A 21,028-nucleotide genomic window follows, 5' to 3' on the forward strand; every position below is an offset into this window, starting at 1 on the left:
GGTCCGGCGGTTGCCTAGAACCGGCCGATTCTGGGGTGGGAGAACTCGGGCAATTCGACGCCCCAGCCCCGCATCCGGTCGCGGATGCCGGCGACCGACTTGACGAGGACCGGCTTCTCGATCTCCTCGACCGTCGCGCCGAGGCCGGCTTCGTACACGATGCGGTCGGCGGTGATCTCGGAGATGTCGGGGTCCGGCGCGAGCCAACTCGAGTGGTACCCCTTGAGCTCGACCTCCTCCATCATCCAGATGACCTTGTCGCGGACGACGTCGAGTTCGGCGCGGGACATGTCGGGAACCCGGTGTTCCATGTACTGCCAGCCGAACTCGCAGTGGCGGACCTCGTCACGGAAGATCAACTGGAGGACCTGTTTCGCCACCGGGTCCGGGGTGATCTTGATGAGTGCCCGGAACACGTCGAAGGCGATGACCTCGGCGCAACAGATCAGCGCCGCGATCAGCGCCTCGAGTGGTGTGTCCGCGTCGAAGCTCATCCCGCGCACACCGTGCGTGGCGACCGACCCTTCGAGGTCCTTGGTCACCGGTTCGGGGAGGTAGCCGCCGAGGGCGTCGGCCATCCGGCGGCAGACGTCGGCGTGGCGCACCTCCTCTTGTGTGCGGATGGTCCAGAACAGCGCGAGATCGGCCTCGCGGTGCTCCTTCGTGTAGCGCAGCAGCAGCGCGGGGCTCTCGGAGATCGCGCCGTACTCGCCCCATGCCCGACGGGACCAGTACTGGCGAGCGGCGAAGAGCTGCTCGTCGTCGTACTGATCCAGGTCGAGCAGCTCCCACGACACGTCGGTCGCGGGGTTCCACTCGGTGCGCTTCGCCTTGCGGTACAGCTCACGGATCCCCGGGACACCGTTGTCCAGGTCGAGGGGGAGATGCCGGTCGGGGATGTCGAGCACGGCGTGGGGTCGTCCCGTGCCGGTCGGCGCGTAGGTGTAGCTCATCGGCTGTCCCCCTTCAGAACTGAGATCTGAGATCTCACACGCTATCCCGGTACCCGAGGCGGGGCAAGAGCCGCGCCTGTGCACGCGGTCCCCCAGCCGTTGCACCGTCGACTCACCGGTTCAGGTTGACGATGACATGCTTGAGATCGGAGTACGCGTCGAGTGCGGCGGTAGAGAGGTCCTTGCCGTGCCCGGACATGCCGAAACCTCCGTGGGGCATCTCCGACACCAGCGGGAAGTGGTCGTTGATCCAGACCGTTCCCACATGGAGCTCCCGCGCGAGTCCCATGGCGCGGCTGACGTCACGTGTCCAGACGCTCGCTGCCAGCGAGTAGCGCACGTCCTGGGCGACGTCGACCATGTTCGCGTCGTCGACCTGTTGGATCGTCACGACCGGCCCGAAGACCTCGCTCTGGACGATCTCGGCGTCCTGGGCCGCGCCCACGAACACCGTCGGTGCGAAGAACCAGCCGTCACGCCCGGTCGTCGTGGCACCGGTCGTGACCTGAGCCCCGGCGGCGCGTGCGCGCTCGACGAATCCGCTGACGCGGTCGCGGTGTTCCGAGGAGATGAGTGGTCCGACGTCGACGTCGGGTTCGAACGGCCCGCCGACACGGACGGCCTCGGCGGCTGCGGTCACCGCATCGACCACCTCGTCGTGGATGCGGGGGCTGACGAGGAGACGACATGCTGCGGTGCAGTCCTGTCCGGTGTTGCCGAATCCGCACATCGCCGCGACCGACGCGACGACCGCCGGGTCGGCATCGTCGAAGACGAGCATCGGGGCCTTGCCGCCGAGTTCGAGGTGGGTCCGGGCGAGGCGACGGGCGGCCGCTGTCGCGATGGTCTGTCCCGTCGAGACCTCGCCCGTCAGGGTGATCATCGCGACATCGCGATGACCGACCAGGGCCGCGCCGACCCCTTCGCCGTCGCCGGTGACCACGGCGAAGACGCCGGGGGGGAACAGATCACTCGCGAGTTCTCCGAGCATCAGCGCGGTGAGAGGCGTGAGCTCCGCGGGCTTGAGCACCACGGGGTTTCCCGCGGCGAGCGCGGGCCCGATCTTCCACGCCGCCATCATCAGGGGGTAGTTCCACGGTGCGATCGCCGCCACGACGCCGACGGGTTCGCGTCGCAGCATGGACGTGTAACCCTCGGCGTACTCGCCGGCGGCCTGCGCCGAAGGCGTCCGGGCGGCCCCAGCGAAGAACCGGAGGTTGTCGACGACGAAAGGGATCTCCGCTTCTGCTGCCGCCAGGGGCTTCCCTGTGTTGGCTGCTTCGACGGCCGCGAGCGCCGAGCTGTGTTCTTCGATCCTGTCGGCGAGTCGCAGAAGCGCCAGGGCCCGGTCCGCAGGCGTCGTCGCCGCCCAACCCGGCAGGGCCCGCCGAGCTGCCGCGACCGCCCTGTCGACATCGCGGGCGTCGCCTTCGGCGACCACGCCCGCCACCTCGCCGGAGGCGGGATCGATGAGCTCGCGGCGTCCACCGCTCACCGCGTCCACGTGGATACCTTCGATCCAGTGTCCTGGCGGGGGTAGGGTCAACTCTGGTGCGTTCTGGGTGTCGGCCATCGTCGTCTCCGGGTGATGTGGTGGTGCCGGGTGATTGTGGTGCTGCCCAGCCATGTCTAAGATCTCAGATTAGAGATCGCAGCACGCCGGGGGGCGCGACCCGTCACCGTGCGGTGTGTCGTCGACGAGGAGGAGCAGCAGCGATGGCCGAAGGACAGGCACTGCGGACACTCCAGTCCTCACATCTCAAAGACGTGGCCTACGAGGCGATCCGTGAGGCACTGACCGACCTCACCTTGCCGCCCGGTACGTCGATCTCGGAGAACTGGCTCGTCTCGCAGCTCGGGATCTCCAAGACGCCCATCCGTCACGCACTGACGCGCCTCGAGCAGGAGGGCCTGGTCGAGACCATCCCGTTCAAGGGTACTTTCGCCGCCGCGTCTCGTGGCGAGGATGCCCGGGACCTACTCGAGTTGAGGATCGTGCTCGAGCTGGCGGCGGTGCGCCGGGTGGCGAAGACCGCCTCGACCGAGGACCTCGATCGGCTCCGCGGCCTCGCCAACGAGGGTGCCTCTGCCGAGGCGGCCGGCGATCATTCCGACGCCCTGCGTCGGATCGGGGACTTCCACTCCGAACTGGTCGGTCTGGCGGCGAATCCCTGGTTGACGCGTAGCTACGCGGCGCTGCTCGGCCCGCTGGACCGACTGCGGTCCATCAGCGGCTCCGACGCCGGCACGGTGGAGGACTCGACGGCCGAGCATCTCGAGGTCGTCGACGCGCTTGCCGACGGAGATGGCGAACGGGCCGCCAACCTTCTCGAGGCTCACATCGAGCGCGTGCTCGCGTTGTACCTTCGGAGCAACACGTTCTCCCCGCCTGATTCCCCTGATTCCTGACGGTTTCGATGACACCGGCTGAGGCCACGCTCGAGAACGTCCTCGGTCGTTGCCTCGGGGTCTCGTCAGGTGAACACGTCGTCCTTCTCGTGGACGACGACACCGACCGTCGGGTCGTCGATCTGCTGACCCTGGGACTGTCCGCTCGGGGCTGCACGCCCGTGGTCGTCGCGATGCCACGGGCTGTGATTCCCGGCTCGGAGGTCCCCCGGTCGGTCGCGGCGGCCATGGCGGCGTGCGACGCCGTCATCGAGTTGACGTCGGTCTTCATCGGATCGAACCAGGCTCGGCGTCGCGCGAACGAGGTCGGCGTCCGCTATCTGGCGATGCCCGGGGTCCGCCTCGACACCTTCCGCCCGGACGGTCCCCTCGCGGTCGACTTCGACGAACTGCGGGCCTCCGCCGAACAGATCGGTGAGCTGTGGACCGCGGCGTCGTCGTTCACGCTCACGACTCCGGCGGGGACATCCCTGCACGGTTCTGTGACCGGGAGACCGGGGCGGGTTCTCCATGGGATCTGTCGACTGCCGGGAGACTACATGGCGCCGCCCGACATCGAGGCCGGTACCGCACCGGTGGAGGGCACGACCCACGGTGTCGCGGTGATCGACGCCGACCTGCTCTTCATGGGGGTCGGACCGCTGCCCGAGCCGGTCGTGTTGACCTTCGACGAGGGTCGTCTCGTCCGAGTCGACGGCCCCGAGAGTGACCGCCTCACCGCGATGATCGAGCGCTGCTCGGATGATCGAATGGTGAACTTCGCCGAGATCTCCCTCGGGCTGAACCCGGCGGGCCACGTCTGTGACGTCGCCATGGAGACGGAGTCGTCGCTCGGTACCGCACACATCGCCCTGGGCAACTCGATCGCCTACGGCGGTCGCGTGGCCGCGGTGGCCCACCTCGATTGTGTGATGCGCGATGCGACGCTGTCACTCGACGGGGTTCCCGTCGATGCCATCGGTCTCATGGGTGGCCGCTGAGGGCACCTCCGGTCGAGGGCGCTCAGCCCGAGCGGATGTCGTCCTGTTGATGGGAGCGGGTGGCTTCCTCGCGCAGGGCGGCGAGGAGTTGCGCCTCCAACTGGACGAAACGCGGGTCGGTCACGACGTCGAGTTGACGCGGCCGTTCGAGTTCGATCTCGTAGGCGGTGCGCACAGCCGCTGGCCGTGCCGTGAGCGCGTAGACCCTGTCCGAGAGGAAGATCGCCTCACGGATGTCGTGGGTGATGAGCACGACGGTCCACCGGAACTGCTCCCATACCGTCGTCAGCCACTCCTGCATCTCGACGCGCGTGAGCGAGTCGAGTGCGCCGAACGGCTCGTCGAGGAGGAGAACCGGCCGGTCCTGCACGACGGTCCGCAGCAGCGCCGCGCGCTGGCGCATGCCGCCCGAGAGTTGCCACGGGTAGGCGTCCTCGAAACCGCCGATACCGAAAGTCTCGAAGAGCGGTCGGGCCTTCGCCCGCGCCTCGCGCCGGGACATCCCCTGGACCTCGAGCCCCAGGGTCGTGTTGTCGAGGACCGTCCGCCAAGGAAAGAGAAGGTCTTTCTGGGGCATGTATGCGAAGTCCTCGGGGTGCCCCACCGCCTGCTTGCCGTCGACGAAGATGTCGCCGCTCGTGGGGAGGTCGAGCCCGGCGATGAGCTTGAACATCGTGCTCTTGCCGCAGCCGCTGGGTCCGATGATGCTGATGAACTCGCCGGTGCCGGCATGCAGGTCGATGGAGTGCAGGACCGGTAGTCGGCCCTTTTTCGTCGCGAAGCTCTTGGCGACGTTGCGCAGTTCGAAGGCGTGCTTCGAGGCCGGCGTGTGGTCTTGGACTGTGGCAGCGTTCATCGGCCGACCCTCCTCGGTCATTCCCGGAACCTAGCAGCGACGGTGTGAGATCTCAGATCTCGGCATCACTTCCCGTAGGGGAACAGTCTCAGGCGGACATGTCGATGACGGGCTTCACCGTCGCACCGGACTCGGCATCGTGGGCTGCGGTGTTGATCTCCGACAGGGGGTAGGTGCGGATGAGCCGGTCGAAGGGGAAACGGCCCTGGGACCACAGCTCGATCAGCTTGGGGATGAACAGCTGTGCCCGGGCGTCGCCGCCGATGATGCCCCGGACGAAACGGCCGAACAGGACGCTGTGGAAGTCGAGTTGGAGTTCGGTGCCGGCCGGGGGGACTCCGACGAGCCCACAGGTGCCGAGCAGAGCGAGGCATTCGACGGCCTGGCGGGCCACCGCGGGAACGGCCGTGGTCTCGAGTGAATAGTCGACGCCACGCCCGCCGGTCAGCTCCAGGATGGCGTCCCTGGCGTCGGTGTCGCGCCCGTTGACGACGTCGGTGGCGCCGAGTTCGGTGGCGAGGGCGAGGCGCTCGGGGTGGACGTCGACGCCGATGATCCGGGTGGCGCCGGACACTACGGCGGCCATGATCGCGCTGAGCCCGACTGCGCCCGTACCGAACACGGCGATCGAGGTGCCGACCTCCACGCCGAGGGAGTTGATGACCGAGCCGGCGCCGGTCTGGATGCCGCAGCCGAGAGGTCCGAGGAGTTCGAGAGGTACGTCGTCGCGGACCTTCACGACGTTGCGTTCGGTGGCGATCGCCCGCGTCGCGAGAGAGGACTGTGCGAAGAAGTGGGCGTTGATCTCCTCGTCGCCGTTGTGCAGCGTGGCCGAGCCGTCCGGGCGTCGTCCCCCGAAATTGAGGTCGTAGTGCCCGACGCAGTACCCCGGTGGTGCGGTGCGACAGAACTCGCACACGCCGCAGGAATGCATGCTCATCACGACGTGGTCGCCTTCGGCGACCAGCGTCACGTCCGAGCCGACCTTCTCGACGATCCCCGAGCCTTCGTGGCCCAGGACCAGGGGTAGCGGAACCGGGAACCACTGATCACGACAGACGATGTCGGTGTGGCAGATTCCCGCGCCGGCCACCTTGACAAGGATCTCGTGGGGTCGCAACTCGTCGAGCGTGAGCTCCTCGAGCTGGAACTCGCCTCCGGCATCACGCACGACTGCTGCGGTCGTCGTCTCCACGGGTACCTCCGCTGGTCCGATCCGTATGCCGCTCGAGACGGCGCTGTTCTCCCCGGTCTACATGGTCCCAGGCTGGTCCCGTTCGACGGGGTCTCGGCCGTTTCCGTTTGACATGGGGAACTCGAAATCTAAGATACCAGATATCGGTAGGTGGGTCGGCGCCGCGTCGCGAGGCCACCCAGCAACCCCGACCATCAGAGAGGGAACGCGTGGATCCAGCCGAGATCGCAGCATCGGTCCTGAACGCGGTCGACATCGATCGCGCCGTCGAACTCACCCGCGAGGTCTGTCGGGTCCCCAGCATTCTCGGTGAGGAAGGACCGCTGGCGAAGCTTCTCGCCGACGTCATGACCGAGTCGGGCTTCGAGGCGGTGGAGCTCCAACCCGTTCTGCCTGATCGCCCCAACGCCATCGGCGAGATGGACTTCGGTCCCGGTCCGCGTGTCGTGCTGACGGGTCACATGGACACCAAGCCTGTGTCGATCGGCTGGTCCAGGTCGGAACCGTTCTCCGGCGACCTGATCGACGGTCGGGTCTACGGCCACGGAATCATGGACATGAAGGCGGCCCTGGCCTGCAAGATCGTCGCCATGGAGGCCGTGCGCTCATGTGGGCTGCCCGTGAGCGGGACGCTCGCCATGGCTGCGGTCAGCGACCACATGGGCGACCAGATGGGCAGCATCCGCTACTTCGAGTCACATGGCGCGGACTTCTGTGTGCTCGGGGAGCTCTCGGACAACGAGATCTTTCTCGGTCACCGTGGTCGCTACTACTTCGACGTCACCGCACAGGGCCGTTCGGCTCACACCTGCCACAAGCACCACGCGATCAATGCGAACGCGCTCGCGGCGCACGCCATCCTCGAGCTGGACGCGTCGCACCTCGAGCCGCCGCTCGACGAGCGGACAGCGGCTCTGTTCGGGCCCGAGACCATGATGGCGCCCGGGCGCGTGTACGGCGGTCTTCCGCCCGGCGGCCCCTCGATGATCCCCGACGAGTGCGTCATCCGGGTCGACTGCCGGCCCCAACCCGGTGTCAGCGTCGAGACCGTGCGCGCGGAGATCGACCGCTGCCTGGAGGCGGCACGTGAGCGCGACGAGCGATTCAGAGCCGAGGTCGAGCTCGTCGACGTCAAGAACCCCTACGTCGCCGACCCCGAGTCCGCGGTGGTGCAGACCATGGTCGAAGCCGTCCGGCAGGTGCGCGGCACCGAACCCGAGCTGATGGCCGCCGGATGGCTGGGTGATACGGCGTCGTTCGGAGCGGACATCCCGACCGTGATCTTCGGCCCCGGTGGTGAGCCGGTCTACTGCGCCGACGAGAACCTCTCGGTCGACGACATCGCGGAGGCGACCAGGGTCTACGCGGTCTTCTCGGCACTCGCACTCAGCGCAGCGACGTGAGCGCTGACCGGCCGCCTCGCGTGCTCGTCGCGAAGCCCGGTCTCGACGGACACGATCGCGGCGCGAAGGTCGTCGCCCTCGCGTTGCGGGAGGCCGGTTGCGAGGTCGTCTACCTGGGACTGCGGTGCTCTGCGGAGCGCATCATGGAGGCGACGCTCCAAGAGGACGTCGACGTGATCGGAGTGTCGGTGCTCTCCGGTGCCCACATCACCCTGGCAGCGCAGCTGCTCGAGGCGCGCAGTCGCGAGGGCCTCGACGACGTGCCGATCGTCATCGGTGGCACCGTGCCACCCCGCGACGCCCGCAAACTGCGCGAGATGGGGGTGACGGCCGTCTTCCCCGCCGGATCCGACATCGACGATGTCGTCGAGGCCGTCATCTCGCTGGCTCGCGACGCCCACGACGGAGATGGCGATGACGACTGACCCTCGCCCGCGTGACGCGGTCACCACCGACTCCGGGATCGAGGTGCGCGCCCTGTACGGCCCCGGGGACCTCGGTGACCCGGACGCGTTCGTGGCGCGCCTCGGACGGCCCGGAGAGCCACCGTTCACCCGCGGTCCCTACGAGGCGATGTACCGGGAGCGGCTCTGGACGATGCGCCAGTACGCCGGCTACGGATCCGCCGAGGACACGAATGAGCGCTATCGCTACCTGCTCGCACAGGGCCAGACCGCCCTGTCGGTAGCGTTCGACCTTCCGACGCAGCTCGGCTACGACTCGACCGATCCGATCGCAGCGCCCGAGGTGGGCAGGGTGGGCGTGGCCATCGACTCCGCCGGTGACATGGCGGCGGTGTTCGACGGGCTCCCGCTCGACGAGCTGTCGGTCAACTTCACGATCAACGCCACCGCCCCGATCATCTTGGCCTTCTACCTCGTCGCAGCCGAGCGCCAGGGGGTCGCGCGAAGGGACCTCGCCGGAACGCTCCAGAACGACATCCTCAAGGAGTTCCTGGCCCGCAAGACGTTCATCTATCCGCCTCAGCCGTCGATCCGCCTCGTGGCCGACGTCGTCGAGTACTGCACGGCCGAGCTCCCGCGTTTCAACCCGATCTCCATCACCGGTTACCACGCACGCGAGGCGGGCTGCGACGCCATCCAGGAACTGGCCTTCACGATGTCGGACGCGATCGCCTACGCCTCGGCGCTGTGTGAGCGGGGTCTCGACTTCGACGACTTCGCCCCCCGGCTGTCGTTCCATTTCTCGACGACGCTGGACCTCTTCGAGGAGGTCGCCAAGCTCAGGGCAGCCCGTCGCCTCTGGGCCGGCATCGCCAAGGACCGCTTCGGCGCGACGCTGTCCGAGTCGATGCGGCTCCGGTTCTTCTCCGGATGCTCGGGAGCGACGCTCACCGCTCAACAACCCATGAACAACGTGGTGCGCGCGACCATCCAGTGCCTGGGCGCCGTCCTCGGGGGCGCTCAGAGCATCCACGTCATGGGGTACGACGAGGCGCTGGCCATCCCGAGCGACGAGGCGGTGACCCTCGCCCTGCGTACCCAACAGATCGTCGCCCACGAGTCCGGCGTCGCCCGGACCGTGGACCCGCTCGCCGGGTCCTTCCACGTCGAGGCCCTGACCGACGAGATCGAGGAACGGGCGACGCGCCTCATCGAGACGATCGACGACCTCGGCGGAGCGGTCAGCGCGATCGAGGCCGGTGCACCCCAGCGGTGGATTGCCGAGAGTGCGTACCGCACCGAGCGGGCCATCTCCGATGGCACGAGTGTGAAGGTCGGGGTGAACAGCTACACGGACGACACCGAACCCCCCGAGCTGACCCTGTTCGAACTCGATGAATCCGGCTACGAGCGCCAGATCGCGCGCCTGCGTACGCACCTCGACAGCCGCGACGACGAGGCGGTGGGAGCAGCCCTTGCCACGGTGCGCGCGGCTGCGTCCGGTGACGACAACGTGATGCCGTCACTCGTGGATGCCGCCCGGATCGGAGCGACCCTCGGCGAGCTGTCCGATGTCCTGTGCGATGTGTTCGGTACCTATGACGAGCCGCCGCCGTGGTGAGCGACACGATGGCGACGCCGCTGGCCGGAACGAAGGTGGTGGACCTGACGCGCTTCGTGGCGGGTTCGTACGCGACGATGCTCCTGGCGGCTCTCGGCGCTGAGGTCCTCAAGATCGAGGTTCCACCCGGTGGCGACTCCTATCGCGGCCAGGGCGCGGTCAAGACCGAGACCGGTTCGACCCTGTTCGAATCGCTGAACCGTGCGAAGCGCAGCGTGGTCCTCGACTTCCGCGAACCGGACGGGTCCCAGGCGCTCGAGGCACTCCTGGCCGGCGGTGACTTCCTGGTCCACAACGCGCGACCCGGGAGCCTCGCCCGACACGGCCTCGACTTCGCAGCCGTCCACGAACGTCACCCGCACCTCGTCTACGCCGCGATCTCGGCGTTCGGCGATGTCGGCCCCGATGCCACCCGGGGAGGTTTCGACCTGATCGTGCAGGCTGCGAGCGGACTCATGGCCGTGACAGGCAGCCCCGAGTCCGGACCCGTGAAGGTCGGAGCGCCGGTCCTCGACGTCGGCGCCGGTCTCGCGGTCGTGATCGCGATCCTCGCCGCTCACTCGCAGCGGGCGTCGACCGGCATCGGTGGTGAGGTCTCCTCGTCGCTTCTCGAGTTCGCCCTCGCAGGTCTGACCACGCTGACCCCCGACGTGGTTGCAACCGGGGTCGCGCCCCCGCTGCTCGGCACGCACTCGCCGACGTTCGCTCCCTACGGGGCCTTCGCCGCAGGTGACGGGTACCTCGTCCTCGCCGGTGCCGGTAGCGACCGGCTCTGGCCGCTGCTCTGTGAGGTGCTCGAACGCGCGGACCTCGTCGACGACCCGCGCTTCGTCGACAACGCGACCCGCGTCGCCCACCGCGACGAGCTCACCGCCGAGATCGAGGCTGTGCTCGCCCGCCGTGACGTCGCCGACTGGCTCGTTCAGCTCGACGCGGCCGGCGTTCCAGCGGGAACGGTTCGATCGCTTCCCGACCTGCTGGCATCCGAACAGGTCGCCGCCCTGGGGCAACTCAGGGCGCCGGACGGATCAGCGCAGGGTCCCCACGTGGAGGTCCCGTTCCGGCTGGGTGGGAACAGGCCGCACCTCGGCCCGGCACCTGCGCTCGGGGCGGACACCCGTGCGGTGCTCACCGACGCCGGGGTCGACACGGCTGTCGTCGACCGGATCTGCGCGGCGGGCGGGCTCCGGTGAGCGCCCCCGACACACTCGTCGCCGAGGTCCTCGACCGTACGCGCGTGCTGGCGCAGACTCCCGCACCGTCCTTCCATGAGGGGGACCGCGCAGCGCTGGTGTCGGGGTGGTGGGCCGAGTGGGCCGCCGAGGTCGATGTCGACGCCGTCGGCAACGTCTGGGCGCGGGTCCGGCCGGGCGACGGACCGGCAGTCGTCGTCGCAGCCCATCTCGACACGGTGTTCTCTGCCGATTTCGACCACAGTGTCGTGGAACGCGACGGCCACCTCTTCGGTCCCTCGGTCGGCGACGACAGCGTCGCGGTCGCCGCCCTCGGCGCACTCGACGCTCTGTTGCCACCAGACCCCGGGGGACCGGTGTGGGTCCTGGCCACGGTCGGTGAGGAGGGCCTCGGGAACCTCACCGGGATCCGCCATGCTCTGTCCGCTCCGCCAGTCGAGATCGGAGCTGTGATCGCGCTGGAGGGGAACTGGCTCGGGCGTGTCTGTTCGACCGCTGTCGGGTCCGTCCGTCGCAGGGTGACCCTCCGCGGCCCCGGTGGCCACGCATGGGAGGCCTCCGAGGCTCCCAGTGCAGTTCACGGCGTCGCACGGGTTGTTGCCACGCTCGACTCTGCGCAACGGCCCATCGACGCGCGCACGGCGGTCAACGTCGGACGGATCGGCGGCGGAACGGCGATCAACGCCCGTGCCGATCACGCCTGGTTCGACGTCGATCTGCGAGCTGAGTCCCAAGCCGCGCTCGACGAGCTCGTGGCGACACTCGAGTCCACGGTGGCGGCGGCCGCAGGTGATTTCGCCATCGAGGTCGAGTCGCTGGGTGACCGCCCGGCAGGTGCGATCGATCCAACTCATCCACTCGTCCTCGCCGCGCTCGAGGCTCTGGACGCTGCAGGAATCGTCGGGGAGCTGACGGCCGCGAGCACCGACGCGAACGCCGCCCACCCGGTCGGCGTGCCCGCCATCGCGCTGGGCGTGACACGCGGCGGCGGGGAACACACCCCTGACGAGTGGATAGAGACGGCGCCCCTCGGGCGCGGCCTGAGCGTGCTGGCCGCGACCATCACCACTTACCTGAGGAGAACGACATGACCGACGTCGCCCGAGGAGTCGTGCTCCAGGGGGTCGACTCGCCTCCCGATCTCGTCGACTTCGCACGCCGTATGGAGTCCCAGGGGTTCGACCACCTGTGGATGACGGAGTCGTCCTTGCACGCACGAGATCCGTACCAGCTACTTGCCCTCGCTGCGGCGGCCACGGAGCGGCTCGTCGTCGGTACGGCCGTGACGAATCCGGTCAGTCGCCACCCCGCTCTGACCGCGGTCGCCGCGGCGACGCTCGACGAGGTCTCCGGCGGCAGGGCGATTCTCGGGATCGGAGCCGGTGACCGGCCGTTGGTGGCCCTCGGGATGAAGCCGGCGCGCCTCGCGGTCCTCGAGGCGTCAATACATGCGATCCGTTCGTTGATGGCGGGCGAAGACGTCGACGTCTCAGCGCCCGGCTTCGATCTCGTCGACGCGCACCTACGGTTTCCGACCCGCCCCGACGTTCCGATCTTCGTTTCGGCCAGTGGACCGAAGACCCTCGAACTGGCCGGGCGGGTGGCCGACGGGGTGATCCTGCTGTGTGGCCTCGACCCCTCCGTGGTGAGGTGGGCGCTCACGCAGATCGATGCTGGCGCACGGACAGCCGGTCGGCCGCGTCCCCAGGTGGCGATCTTCGCCTACGGGGTGATCGACGAGGACGAGGCAGCCGCCGTCGAGGGCGCCCGTTCGATCGCCGCATGGTTTCCCCAGACGTCACCGCACTACTGCGAGCTGGTGGGCCTCGACCCCCGGATCGTTCAGGCCGTGCGTGAGCGCTACACGGGTGGGGAGTTCCAGGAGGCGGCCGAGGCAGCCGCTCTGTTGCCGGTCGAGTTCGTCCAGAAGATGGCGCTCGCCGGAGGGCGGGAGCTCGTGACCGGTCAGCTACAGGCGCTGGCAGAGACCGGGGTCGACTCGATCAACGTGTTCCCGCTCGGCGAGGACAGGTTCGCGACCGTCGAGGCGTTCGACGAGTGCTGGCGGGCGCTGCGCTGACCGACCAGCCGGGACACGGAAACCACGACGACAGGAGCGGACCGGTGACCAACGCATTGATGAACATCCAGATCATTCCCAAGGTCGAGGACCTCGAGGATCTCTATCCCGCAGTCGAGGCGGCCATCGCCCTGGTCGAAGGGTCGGGACTGCCCTATGAGGTGGGCGCGCTCGGCACGACGGTGGAGGGTGATCTCGACACGCTCGTCGAGCTGGCCCGGCGGATGAACGAGATCGTCGTCGAGCGGGGAGCGACTTCGGTGATCTCCCAGATCCGGATCTACCTCGGACGCGAACCGATCTCGATGGACGGCCTCACGGCGAAGTTCCGCGAGTGAACTGGTCGCAAGCGCACGAGTCAGCGCGAGGTCGCCGTTGCGGTCGCGGCGTCGTCCCAGAGTGCCATCTCGAAGGCCATTCCCGTCTCGAAGATCTCGATGGCAGCGGCCTCGTCGATGTCGAGGTCGTCGACGATGCGGGCGAAACGCGCGGTGTACTCCTGGAAGTCGCCGGAGGCGTACATCTCGATCCAGCGGCGGTAGCGGGGCTCGGTGGGCGGATCGAGGGTGAGCCCTATGGCGCTGAACCCCACCATGCAGGGGAGGACCGCGACCACCCCCGTCTCGAGGGTGTCGCTGTTGTCGACCAGGTGGGCCGTGTAGCCGCGACAGGCCTCGCCCATCTCCGCGGTCCCGAGGTCTGCGCCGAAGATCTCCGCCAGCTCCCGGATCTGTCGGACCTCGGTGTGGATCGTGTAGTGCGCACCGTCGATCAACGTCGCGAGGTGACGGTCCGGGGCCAACGAGGCGAGCCGGGCGAGAACCCGCGAGTACGTGTGGAGATAGAGATGATCCTGTTCGATCCAGCGGCGCATCACGGCCGGGTCGAGCGTCCCGGTGAGTATCCCCCGGAACGCCGGCGAGTCGGCTCTGGCATGTACCCACGGTCGGGCCCGTTCGGTCAGCAACGCATGAAGGCCGGGCGCCTTGCTCGTTCCAGATCTCATGTCTAAGATCTTACCCAGCTCGGCCACCCGGGGGAGGTGTCGTGCAAAGAGCAGGCGCCATGACGATGAAGCCGGTCGACCGGGACCGGAATACCCACGCGTCCTCGTTGTCAGAGAGTCGTCAGATTCGCCACAGGCTCCGTTCCCGCAGATGGAACAACCCTGTGATCCGCCGGGTGAACACGCTCGCTACCTTCGGCACCAGTGCTCGCCCGGGGCCGACAGCCCGACCCGGGACAGCGCCGACCGATACCGGGCGGACGGGTGCCCAAGATGTTGACGCCGGCCACGCGTCGGTCAGAGATCGCATACGCGAAGAGGGAGAGAGTCCATGGTCCGTAGTCGAAGGTTCAGACTTCTGGTTGCGTTGCTACTCGTGTTCGGCCTGATCGCCGCAGCATGTGGTGACGACGACGACACGAGTGCCGGAGGTGACGACGGCGCGGCATCCGATGATGGCGCGGCATCCGACGACGGTGCCGCGTCCGACGACGGTGCCGCTGACGACGGCGACGAGCCGATGGAGATGGAGACCGTCACGCTCCAGCTCGACTGGGTTCCCAACACGAACCACACCGGCTTCTTCGTCGCCGACGAGCTGGGCTACTACGCCGACGCCGGCATCGAGTTGGAGGTACTGCCGTATTCCGGCGGCAACGGTGACACGATCGTCGCCGAGGGCCAGGCGGACTTCGCCATCTCGTTCCAGAACAGCATCACGCTCGCCCGTCCGGTCGGCGTTCCCATCAAGGCCGTTGCGGCTGTGATCCAGCACACCGCAGAGGCGATTGCCGTCCGCGGTGACCGCGACGACCTCAATTCGCCCGCCGATCTCGACGGGCTTCTCTACGCTGGCTTCGGAGGCCCCTTCGAGGTGCCCGTCATGACGGCTGTCATCCAGGCCGCCGGCGGCGAGGGCGAATTCGACAGCGTCGTTCTCGACACCGCCGCCTACGAGGCCGTCTACAACGGCTCAGCTGATTTCGTCATCCCATTCAAGACGTGGGAGGGCGTCGAGGCCGAGATCACCGGCCAGCCGCTCAAGTACTTCGAGTACGCCGACTACGGCGTGCCGGACCACTACTCGGTCATCATCGTGGCCGGTGAGGACTTCCTGGCCGACAACGCCGACCTCGCGTCACGTTTCCTCGAGGCAACGCGGATGGGCTTCGAGTTCGGCGCCGAGAACCCGACCGAGGCGGGCCAGATGCTCATCGACGCCAACCCCGGCGTCTTCAACGAGGAGGAACTCGTCTTCCAGAGCCAGGAGCTCATGGCCAACGAGTTCTTCCTGGCCGACGACGGGACCTGGGGTTGCATCGAACTCGACAAGTTCGCCGCCTACTCGGGCTTCCTCTACGGCGCGAACATCGTCGTCGACGAGGGCGGCGACGCCCTCACCGAAGAGCCGGACTGGTCCGAGTTCTTCGACATGACCTACCTGGGCTGCTGAGCAATCGCCGGGATCGGGCCCTGTCCGGTCCCGGCGGGCCCACCTGGACCTGTCGGCGCACGTCGACACGTCCAGGTGGGTCACCATGGGAGCCACGTCATCGCCGAGGAGGGAACGTGACTGTTACCAGAGCGGATGCCGGAGCCGAGCCGGCCGTCGCGGGGCCGGGAGCGCATGAGGTCGTACCGCATGCCGGCCGTAGTCTCCCAGCGCGGCTCGGGAGTGCGGTGTGGCGGGGTGTGAAGCTGTTGACTCCGCCGCTACTCCTCGTGGCGGCACTCATCGGGTTCTGGCAGTGGTACGTCGTCACCAACGACGTCCGGCCGTCGACGCTGCCCTCGCCGGGTCGGGTGGTGCAGCAGGGCTGGCGTTTCCGTGACCAGCTCTGGGAGAACACGAAGCCGACGCTCCAGGAGACCTTCATCGGCTTCAGCCTGTCGGTCGCCATCGGGTCCCTGTTCGCCATCGCGATCGACTTCTCGAAGATCATCCGCCGCGCCGTGTACCCGGTGCTCGTCGCGTCCCAGACGCTGCCCATCATCGCGATCGCGCCGCTGATGATCATCTGGTTCGGCTTCGGGCTGCTGCCGAAGATCATCGTGGTCATCCTGGTGACTTTCTTCCCCATCACGGTGGCGCTCAGCGACGGCTTCCGCTCCGCTGAGGCCGAGGCCATGGACCTGCTCGGGTCGATGGGTGCCAGCCGCTGGGAGGTGTTCCGCTACGTCCGGCTCCCGAGCGCGCTCCCGTCGTTCTTCTCCGGGCTCAGGATCTCGATCACCTATGCGGTGGTGGGAGCCGTCTTCGCTGAATACGTCGGCGCGAAGAAGGGCCTCGGCATCTTCATGCTGTTGCAGAAGAACTCGTTCCGGACCGACCTCGTGCTCGCAGCCGTGTGCGTGACAGCGCTCGTGAGCGTGTCGCTGTTCATGCTGGTCTCGGTGATCCAGCGCCTCACCATCCCCTGGTACGCGGCATCACGCGCCCACAAGACCAACAACTGACCCACACATCCATCCAACCGGAGGAGAGCGATGACAGACCGGATCATCATCGAGAACGCCATCGTCGTGACCATGAACGACGGCGACGACGTCCACTTCGACGGGTCCGTGGTCATCGAGGGGGACCGCATCGTCGCCGTCGGCCGCGACGCCGCAGCGCCATACGAGCGAACCGGGGCCAAGGTCATCGACGCATCCGGCAAGGCCGCCCTGCCGGGCCTCGTCGACCTCCACTACCACACCGCGCTGGGCAAGGGCTGGTCCGACCACCTCCCGCTGTGGGAGTACCTCCAGTCCTGCTGGTACCCCATGATCCGGGCGCTCGACCCCGAGGCCGCCTACTGGGCCGCGATGGCCAGTTACAGCGAGTCACTGCGGACCGGCACGACGACCATCAACGACATGTACAGGCAGCTGCCGGCGATCGGCCGTGCGGCCGAGGAGATCGGCATCCGCGCCGTCCTCTGCAACGACGTCGCCGACGACGAACACGATCTGGACACGCTCGCCGACAACGAATCCGCGTACAGGGAACTGCACGGCTCGGCGGACGGACGGATCGAGGTGCTCATCGGTATCGAGTGGCTCCCACTCGCGTCAGGTGGTCTGTTGCGCGACGCCCGGGCACTCGCCGACCAACTCGGCACGGGCATCCACATCCACCTCAACGAGTCGCTCAGCGAGGTCGAGATCTCCAAGAAGACCTTCGGTCGTCGCCCGACCGAGTTCGCCTACGACTGCGGGATTCTCGGTCCGGACTGCATCGCCGCGCACTGCGTCTGGCTCACCGACGCCGAGATCGCGCTGATGCGCGAGACCGGCACCCAGATCTCTCACAACCCGACCTCCAACGCGAAGCTCGGCAACGGGGTCGCCCGCCTGCCCGAGATGCTCGCCGCGGGTCTCAACGTGGGCCTCGGTCACGACGCCGCCGAGTGCAACAACAGCCGCGACATGTTCCAGGTGATGAAGTGGGCCTCGCTCGTCCACCGTGCGACACGGGTCGACGCGTCGCTGGGACAGGCGCCGGACATATTGCGGATGGCCACGCGCAACGGTTCGGCGGCGCTCGGACACGAGACCGGTCAGCTGAGTGTCGGCACGCTCGCCGACGTCATCCTCGTCGACCTGAAGTCCCAGTTCTTCACGCCGCTGATGCCCGAGAGCAAGGCGCATCTCTACTCCCATCTCGTCTTCTCGGCCGACGGATCGTCGGTCGACACGACGATCGTCAACGGTCAGGTCCTCATGGAGGGCCGTGAGTTCACGACGATCGACGAGCAGGAGGTGCTCGCCCGGGCCAACGAGCACTTCCAGGCGGTCGTCGGCCGGATGGTCGTACCGCCCGAGTACGCCGACCTCTGAGTCGGAAGCACCCCTCGCCCGCACGCAGACACCCGACCGCTCCCCCGGAGAACCCATGACACGCACGCTCGTCGTCGGCGACCCCGTCGTCACCCTGTCCGACGCCGGCCTCATCGTCGACGGTGCTCTCATCGTCGAAGGCCGCCAGATTGTCGCCGTCGGGTCGCGTGAGGCGCTCAGCGCCCGCGGACCGTTCGACCAGGTCGTCGGCTCCCCGGAACACTTCGTGATGCCCGGCTTCATCAACTGCCACTACCACTCGGAGCTGGCGGTAGGCCCTGGCCTGTTCGAATTCATCTTCGAGCGGGCGAACGTCATGCTCGTCCACCCCGAGCAGGGCGCCGATCCCGCCGACGTCCACACCGTCGTCTTGTGGGGCCTGGTCCAGGCGATGAAGGGCGGCCAGACCGCCGCGATCGACTTCTTCTACGGTCGACCCGGCATGGAGCACTTCTCCGCGCCTGCCGCGCTCGAGGCCTACCGCGACGCGGGGTTCCGCGTCGCGTTCGGGCTCGTGAGCCGTGACGAGAACATCTACGCACACGAGCCCGACGACCAGTTCCTGGCACGACTCCCCGCCGATCTCGCAGCCGAGGTGCGCGCATCGACCATGGGGTACGCATGGCCTGTCGACGAGGTCCTCGGATCCTTCGAGTCGCTCGCCGAGACCTGGCACGAGCGCGACGACCTCATCCACATGGTCCTTGCCCCGGACTGGACGCCTTCCTGCTCCGACGATCTCTACCGGCGCTGCGTCGCACTCGCCGAGGAGTACGACACCTGCCTGACCACCCACGCCCTCGAGACACGGGCCGAGATGATGTTCAACCTCGAGCGCTACGGCATGTCAGCGCTGAAGCGGCTCGACGGCCTCGGGGTTCTCGGCCCCCGCACGAGCCTCGCCCACTTCGTGTGGGTCACCGACGACGACGTCGCTCTGTTCGCGGACTCGGGAGCGGTCGCATCGAACAACCCCGGCTCGAACCTGCGTCTCTCCACGGGGATCTGCCGCACGAGGGACCTGCTCGACGCCGGTGGCAACGTCGGGATCGGCACCGACGGGATCTCGTTCTCGGACCGTGACGACTTCTTCCAGGAGCTCCGCCTCGCCGCCTACCTCCAGCGCACGCCCCACCGTTTCGAGGTCGGTCGCCTCGACTCCGAGAAGTTGCTCCGCACCGCCTCGCACAGTGGCGCCGCGGCGACGGGATGGGGAGGTCGTCTCGGTGAGCTCTCCGAGGGGATGCTCGCCGACCTGCTCGTGGTGAAGAAGGACCGGGTCTTCTTCCCGCCGGGTCGTTTCGCCATGACGCCGCCGCTCGATGTCATCATCGACCGCACGGAGTCCGCCGACATCGACGCCGTGATGATCAACGGGCGGCTGGTGATCGAGGACGGCACCGTGACGGTGGTCGATGAAGATGCGCTGCGCGAGAAGGTCGTCGACGCCACCACGCGCCTGTACCCCCTGGGTGCGAGTACGCAGACCACCGGAATCTCCGCCCGTGTCGACCCGTACATCGTCGATTTCTACCAGCGGTGGTACGACACGCCGGTGCAGCCCGCGTATCTCTACAACCCGAAGGTGGACCCGGAGACCGGGGTCTGACATGGCACTCGTCATCGATGCCCACACCCACATCCTGAGCCTGTCCGCGGATCCCGAGTTCACCGCGGCCTACGGTCGGGAGGGTTCGTTGTGCATCTGTCGCAGCATGGGGAAGCTTCCGACGCATCGTCAGCCGACCGACGAGGAATGGGACGAGTCGGGGTTGTTCGACAAGGCGTTCCTCACCATCGGACCCTCCGAGACGGTCGCTGCGCACCCGGGATTCGACAAGATCGTCATCCTCGGGGTGTCGCCCCAGTACCTGGACGGACAGCTGATCGGGACAGTCGACACGACCGGTATCACCGGTGTGGAGGGCCCGCCCCACCCCGACAGGTGCAACGACTACATCGCTGCATGCGTGGCGATGGACCCCGATCATCTGATCGGCTTCGCGTCCGTCAATCCGATGTACAAGGGCGTTGCGCACGCGGTCGCCGAGCTGGAACGAGCTGTCGTCGACCTGGGTCTGTCGGGCGTGAAGCTCTACCCGATGTACCAGCACTGGTCACCCGAGGACCGCGAGGTTGCGTTCCCCGTGTTCGCCAAGGCAGCCGAACTCGGCATCCCGGTGATGGTCCACCAGGCCGGATCCACCCGGATCGACGCGAAGATGTCCTACGCCCGACCGGCGATGCTCGACGACATCGGCCGCGAGTTCCGGGATCTCGTCGTCATCCTCGCCCATTGCGGGATCCCGTGGATCGACGAGGCGATGTTCATGCTGACCAAGCACCCGAACTTCTACACCGACCTGAGCTACCACATCGCGACGATCACCCGGCGTGAGCTCTTCGAGTTCCTCCACCGGGCCGAGCCGTTCTTCGTACCGCTGGAGAAGCTGTTCTTCGGTACGGACTATCCGGGCTTCCTCTACGACCCGATCGCGTTGCGCGAGAAGCTGATGACGGTGAACGAGGAGGCCGCACCGTTGGGGCTCGACCCCATACCCGAGGAGAAGCTGCACGGGATCATGGGCGACAACCTCGCCCGAGTCCTCGGCCTCGAGGGCTAGGTGCGCCCGGTCTCCGTGGCGTCCGAAGGCGCCATCTCCTGGACCAGTTCGACCATCACGCCGTCGAAGGCCGACGGGTGGACGAAGGCGATCAACGTGTCGCCCCCGCCGCGGCGGGGCTCGTCGTCGATCACGCGTAGGCCCCGGTTCTTGAGATCGGCGAGGGCGGCTGCGACGTCGTCGACCTCGAGGGCGATGTGGTGCAGACCCGGCCCCCGCGATTCGATCGACCGGGCGACCACGCCCTCGCCGGTTGCCTCGAGGGTCTGCAGGTGGCAGTCGCCTACGGGCCACATGCGCTCGGTGAACCCCGGGCCGTCCTCGACGTGGTCGACCGCGAGGTCGCATGCCCCCTCGAGTATTCCAAGAAGCGGAGAGTCGCCGTCATGGGCCAGCGCCACGTGATGAATACGTCGAACCTTCATGGAATCCTCCCGATGCTCGGGGTCGAAGATACCGGTTCGCCCGACCCGGCCAGAACG

Annotated in this window: 20 protein-coding genes; 14 read left to right on the forward strand and 6 right to left on the reverse strand. The window is 67.7% G+C overall.

Annotated features, from left to right (window positions below; genetic code table 11):
- Positions 1–14 precede the first annotated feature (14 nt).
- Both RIE08_13795 and RIE08_13800 read right to left on the reverse strand, forming a co-directional pair.
- Positions 15–953: a ferritin-like domain-containing protein gene (locus RIE08_13795; GenBank protein MEQ8718678.1), complete on the reverse strand. Its 939-nt coding sequence runs from the start codon at positions 951–953 to the stop codon at positions 15–17.
- 112 nt (positions 954–1,065) lie between these two features.
- A complete protein-coding gene (locus tag RIE08_13800) occupies positions 1,066–2,526 on the reverse strand; it encodes an aminobutyraldehyde dehydrogenase (GenBank protein ID MEQ8718679.1) in 1,461 nt (486 codons plus the stop codon).
- Positions 2,527–2,669: 143 nt separating this feature from the next.
- Between RIE08_13800 and RIE08_13805 the strand changes: the two genes are divergently transcribed.
- Together RIE08_13805 and RIE08_13810 are read left to right on the forward strand one after the other, a co-directional pair.
- Entirely contained in the window at positions 2,670–3,362 is a 693-nt protein-coding gene (locus RIE08_13805; GenBank protein MEQ8718680.1) for a GntR family transcriptional regulator, read from the forward strand.
- Between the two features lie 8 nt (positions 3,363–3,370).
- Entirely contained in the window at positions 3,371–4,342 is a 972-nt protein-coding gene (locus tag RIE08_13810; GenBank protein MEQ8718681.1) for a hypothetical protein, read from the forward strand.
- A 22-nt stretch (positions 4,343–4,364) separates the two neighbouring features.
- On the opposite strand, the gene RIE08_13815 is transcribed toward RIE08_13810, so the two are convergent.
- Both RIE08_13815 and RIE08_13820 read right to left on the reverse strand, forming a co-directional pair.
- Positions 4,365–5,198: an ABC transporter ATP-binding protein gene (locus tag RIE08_13815; GenBank protein ID MEQ8718682.1), complete on the reverse strand. Its 834-nt coding sequence runs from the start codon at positions 5,196–5,198 to the stop codon at positions 4,365–4,367.
- Between the two features lie 88 nt (positions 5,199–5,286).
- Positions 5,287–6,393 (reverse strand): NAD(P)-dependent alcohol dehydrogenase, encoded by a 1,107-nt coding sequence (locus RIE08_13820; protein ID MEQ8718683.1) that lies wholly within the window; start codon positions 6,391–6,393, stop codon positions 5,287–5,289.
- A 209-nt stretch (positions 6,394–6,602) separates the two neighbouring features.
- On the opposite strand from RIE08_13820, the gene RIE08_13825 reads away from it, so the two are divergent.
- From RIE08_13825 to RIE08_13855, 7 genes are read left to right on the forward strand one after another with little or no spacing between them, the layout of a single operon-like run.
- On the forward strand, positions 6,603–7,796 hold the full coding sequence (locus RIE08_13825; GenBank protein MEQ8718684.1) for a M20/M25/M40 family metallo-hydrolase: 1,194 nt from the start codon (positions 6,603–6,605) through the stop codon (positions 7,794–7,796).
- Positions 7,793–8,221: a cobalamin B12-binding domain-containing protein gene (locus tag RIE08_13830; GenBank protein MEQ8718685.1), complete on the forward strand. Its 429-nt coding sequence runs from the start codon at positions 7,793–7,795 to the stop codon at positions 8,219–8,221. Before RIE08_13825 ends, RIE08_13830 begins: the two co-directional genes overlap by 4 nt.
- The gene (locus RIE08_13835; protein MEQ8718686.1) at positions 8,211–9,821 is read left to right on the forward strand and encodes a methylmalonyl-CoA mutase family protein; all 1,611 of its coding nucleotides are present in this window, start codon (positions 8,211–8,213) and stop codon (positions 9,819–9,821) included. Before RIE08_13830 ends, RIE08_13835 begins: the two co-directional genes overlap by 11 nt.
- Complete coding sequence (locus tag RIE08_13840; protein ID MEQ8718687.1) at positions 9,818–11,014, forward strand: CoA transferase; 1,197 nt, start codon at positions 9,818–9,820, stop codon at positions 11,012–11,014. Before RIE08_13835 ends, RIE08_13840 begins: the two co-directional genes overlap by 4 nt.
- Positions 11,011–12,105 carry a M20/M25/M40 family metallo-hydrolase gene (locus RIE08_13845; GenBank protein ID MEQ8718688.1) on the forward strand — a complete coding sequence of 365 codons (1,095 nt, stop codon included), beginning with the start codon at positions 11,011–11,013 and terminating at the stop codon, positions 12,103–12,105. Before RIE08_13840 ends, RIE08_13845 begins: the two co-directional genes overlap by 4 nt.
- Positions 12,102–13,094 carry an LLM class flavin-dependent oxidoreductase gene (locus tag RIE08_13850; GenBank protein MEQ8718689.1) on the forward strand — a complete coding sequence of 331 codons (993 nt, stop codon included), beginning with the start codon at positions 12,102–12,104 and terminating at the stop codon, positions 13,092–13,094. The genes RIE08_13845 and RIE08_13850 overlap by 4 nt, the downstream gene beginning before the upstream one ends.
- Before the next feature lie 44 nt (positions 13,095–13,138).
- Positions 13,139–13,432, forward strand: coding sequence for a thiamine-binding protein (locus RIE08_13855; GenBank protein MEQ8718690.1), 294 nt, complete (start codon positions 13,139–13,141; stop codon positions 13,430–13,432).
- A 20-nt stretch (positions 13,433–13,452) separates the two neighbouring features.
- Here the strand turns inward: RIE08_13855 and RIE08_13860 are convergent, their stop codons facing one another.
- On the reverse strand, positions 13,453–14,100 hold the full coding sequence (locus tag RIE08_13860) for a TenA family protein (GenBank protein ID MEQ8718691.1): 648 nt from the start codon (positions 14,098–14,100) through the stop codon (positions 13,453–13,455).
- Positions 14,101–14,431: 331 nt separating this feature from the next.
- On the opposite strand from RIE08_13860, the gene RIE08_13865 reads away from it, so the two are divergent.
- The 5 genes from RIE08_13865 to RIE08_13885 all read left to right on the forward strand — a co-directional run bounded on the left by RIE08_13865 (position 14,432) and on the right by RIE08_13885 (position 20,546).
- Positions 14,432–15,553, forward strand: coding sequence for an ABC transporter substrate-binding protein (locus tag RIE08_13865; protein MEQ8718692.1), 1,122 nt, complete (start codon positions 14,432–14,434; stop codon positions 15,551–15,553).
- A 239-nt stretch (positions 15,554–15,792) separates the two neighbouring features.
- Positions 15,793–16,557: an ABC transporter permease gene (locus RIE08_13870; protein ID MEQ8718693.1), complete on the forward strand. Its 765-nt coding sequence runs from the start codon at positions 15,793–15,795 to the stop codon at positions 16,555–16,557.
- A gap of 30 nt (positions 16,558–16,587) precedes the next feature.
- Positions 16,588–17,922: an amidohydrolase gene (locus RIE08_13875; protein ID MEQ8718694.1), complete on the forward strand. Its 1,335-nt coding sequence runs from the start codon at positions 16,588–16,590 to the stop codon at positions 17,920–17,922.
- A gap of 55 nt (positions 17,923–17,977) precedes the next feature.
- Positions 17,978–19,531, forward strand: a complete 1,554-nt coding sequence (locus RIE08_13880; protein ID MEQ8718695.1) for an amidohydrolase family protein — start codon at positions 17,978–17,980, stop codon at positions 19,529–19,531.
- A 1-nt stretch (position 19,532) separates the two neighbouring features.
- Positions 19,533–20,546 (forward strand): amidohydrolase family protein, encoded by a 1,014-nt coding sequence (locus RIE08_13885; protein ID MEQ8718696.1) that lies wholly within the window; start codon positions 19,533–19,535, stop codon positions 20,544–20,546.
- Here RIE08_13885 and RIE08_13890 read toward each other — a convergent pair.
- Positions 20,543–20,971 (reverse strand): VOC family protein, encoded by a 429-nt coding sequence (locus RIE08_13890; protein ID MEQ8718697.1) that lies wholly within the window; start codon positions 20,969–20,971, stop codon positions 20,543–20,545. The two genes, RIE08_13885 and RIE08_13890, sit on opposite strands and share 4 nt — an antisense overlap.
- Between the last annotated feature and the right edge of the window lie 57 nt (positions 20,972–21,028).

This window comes from Acidimicrobiales bacterium (assembly GCA_040219085.1).
Taxonomy (GTDB): domain Bacteria; phylum Actinomycetota; class Acidimicrobiia; order Acidimicrobiales; family JAVJTC01; genus JAVJTC01.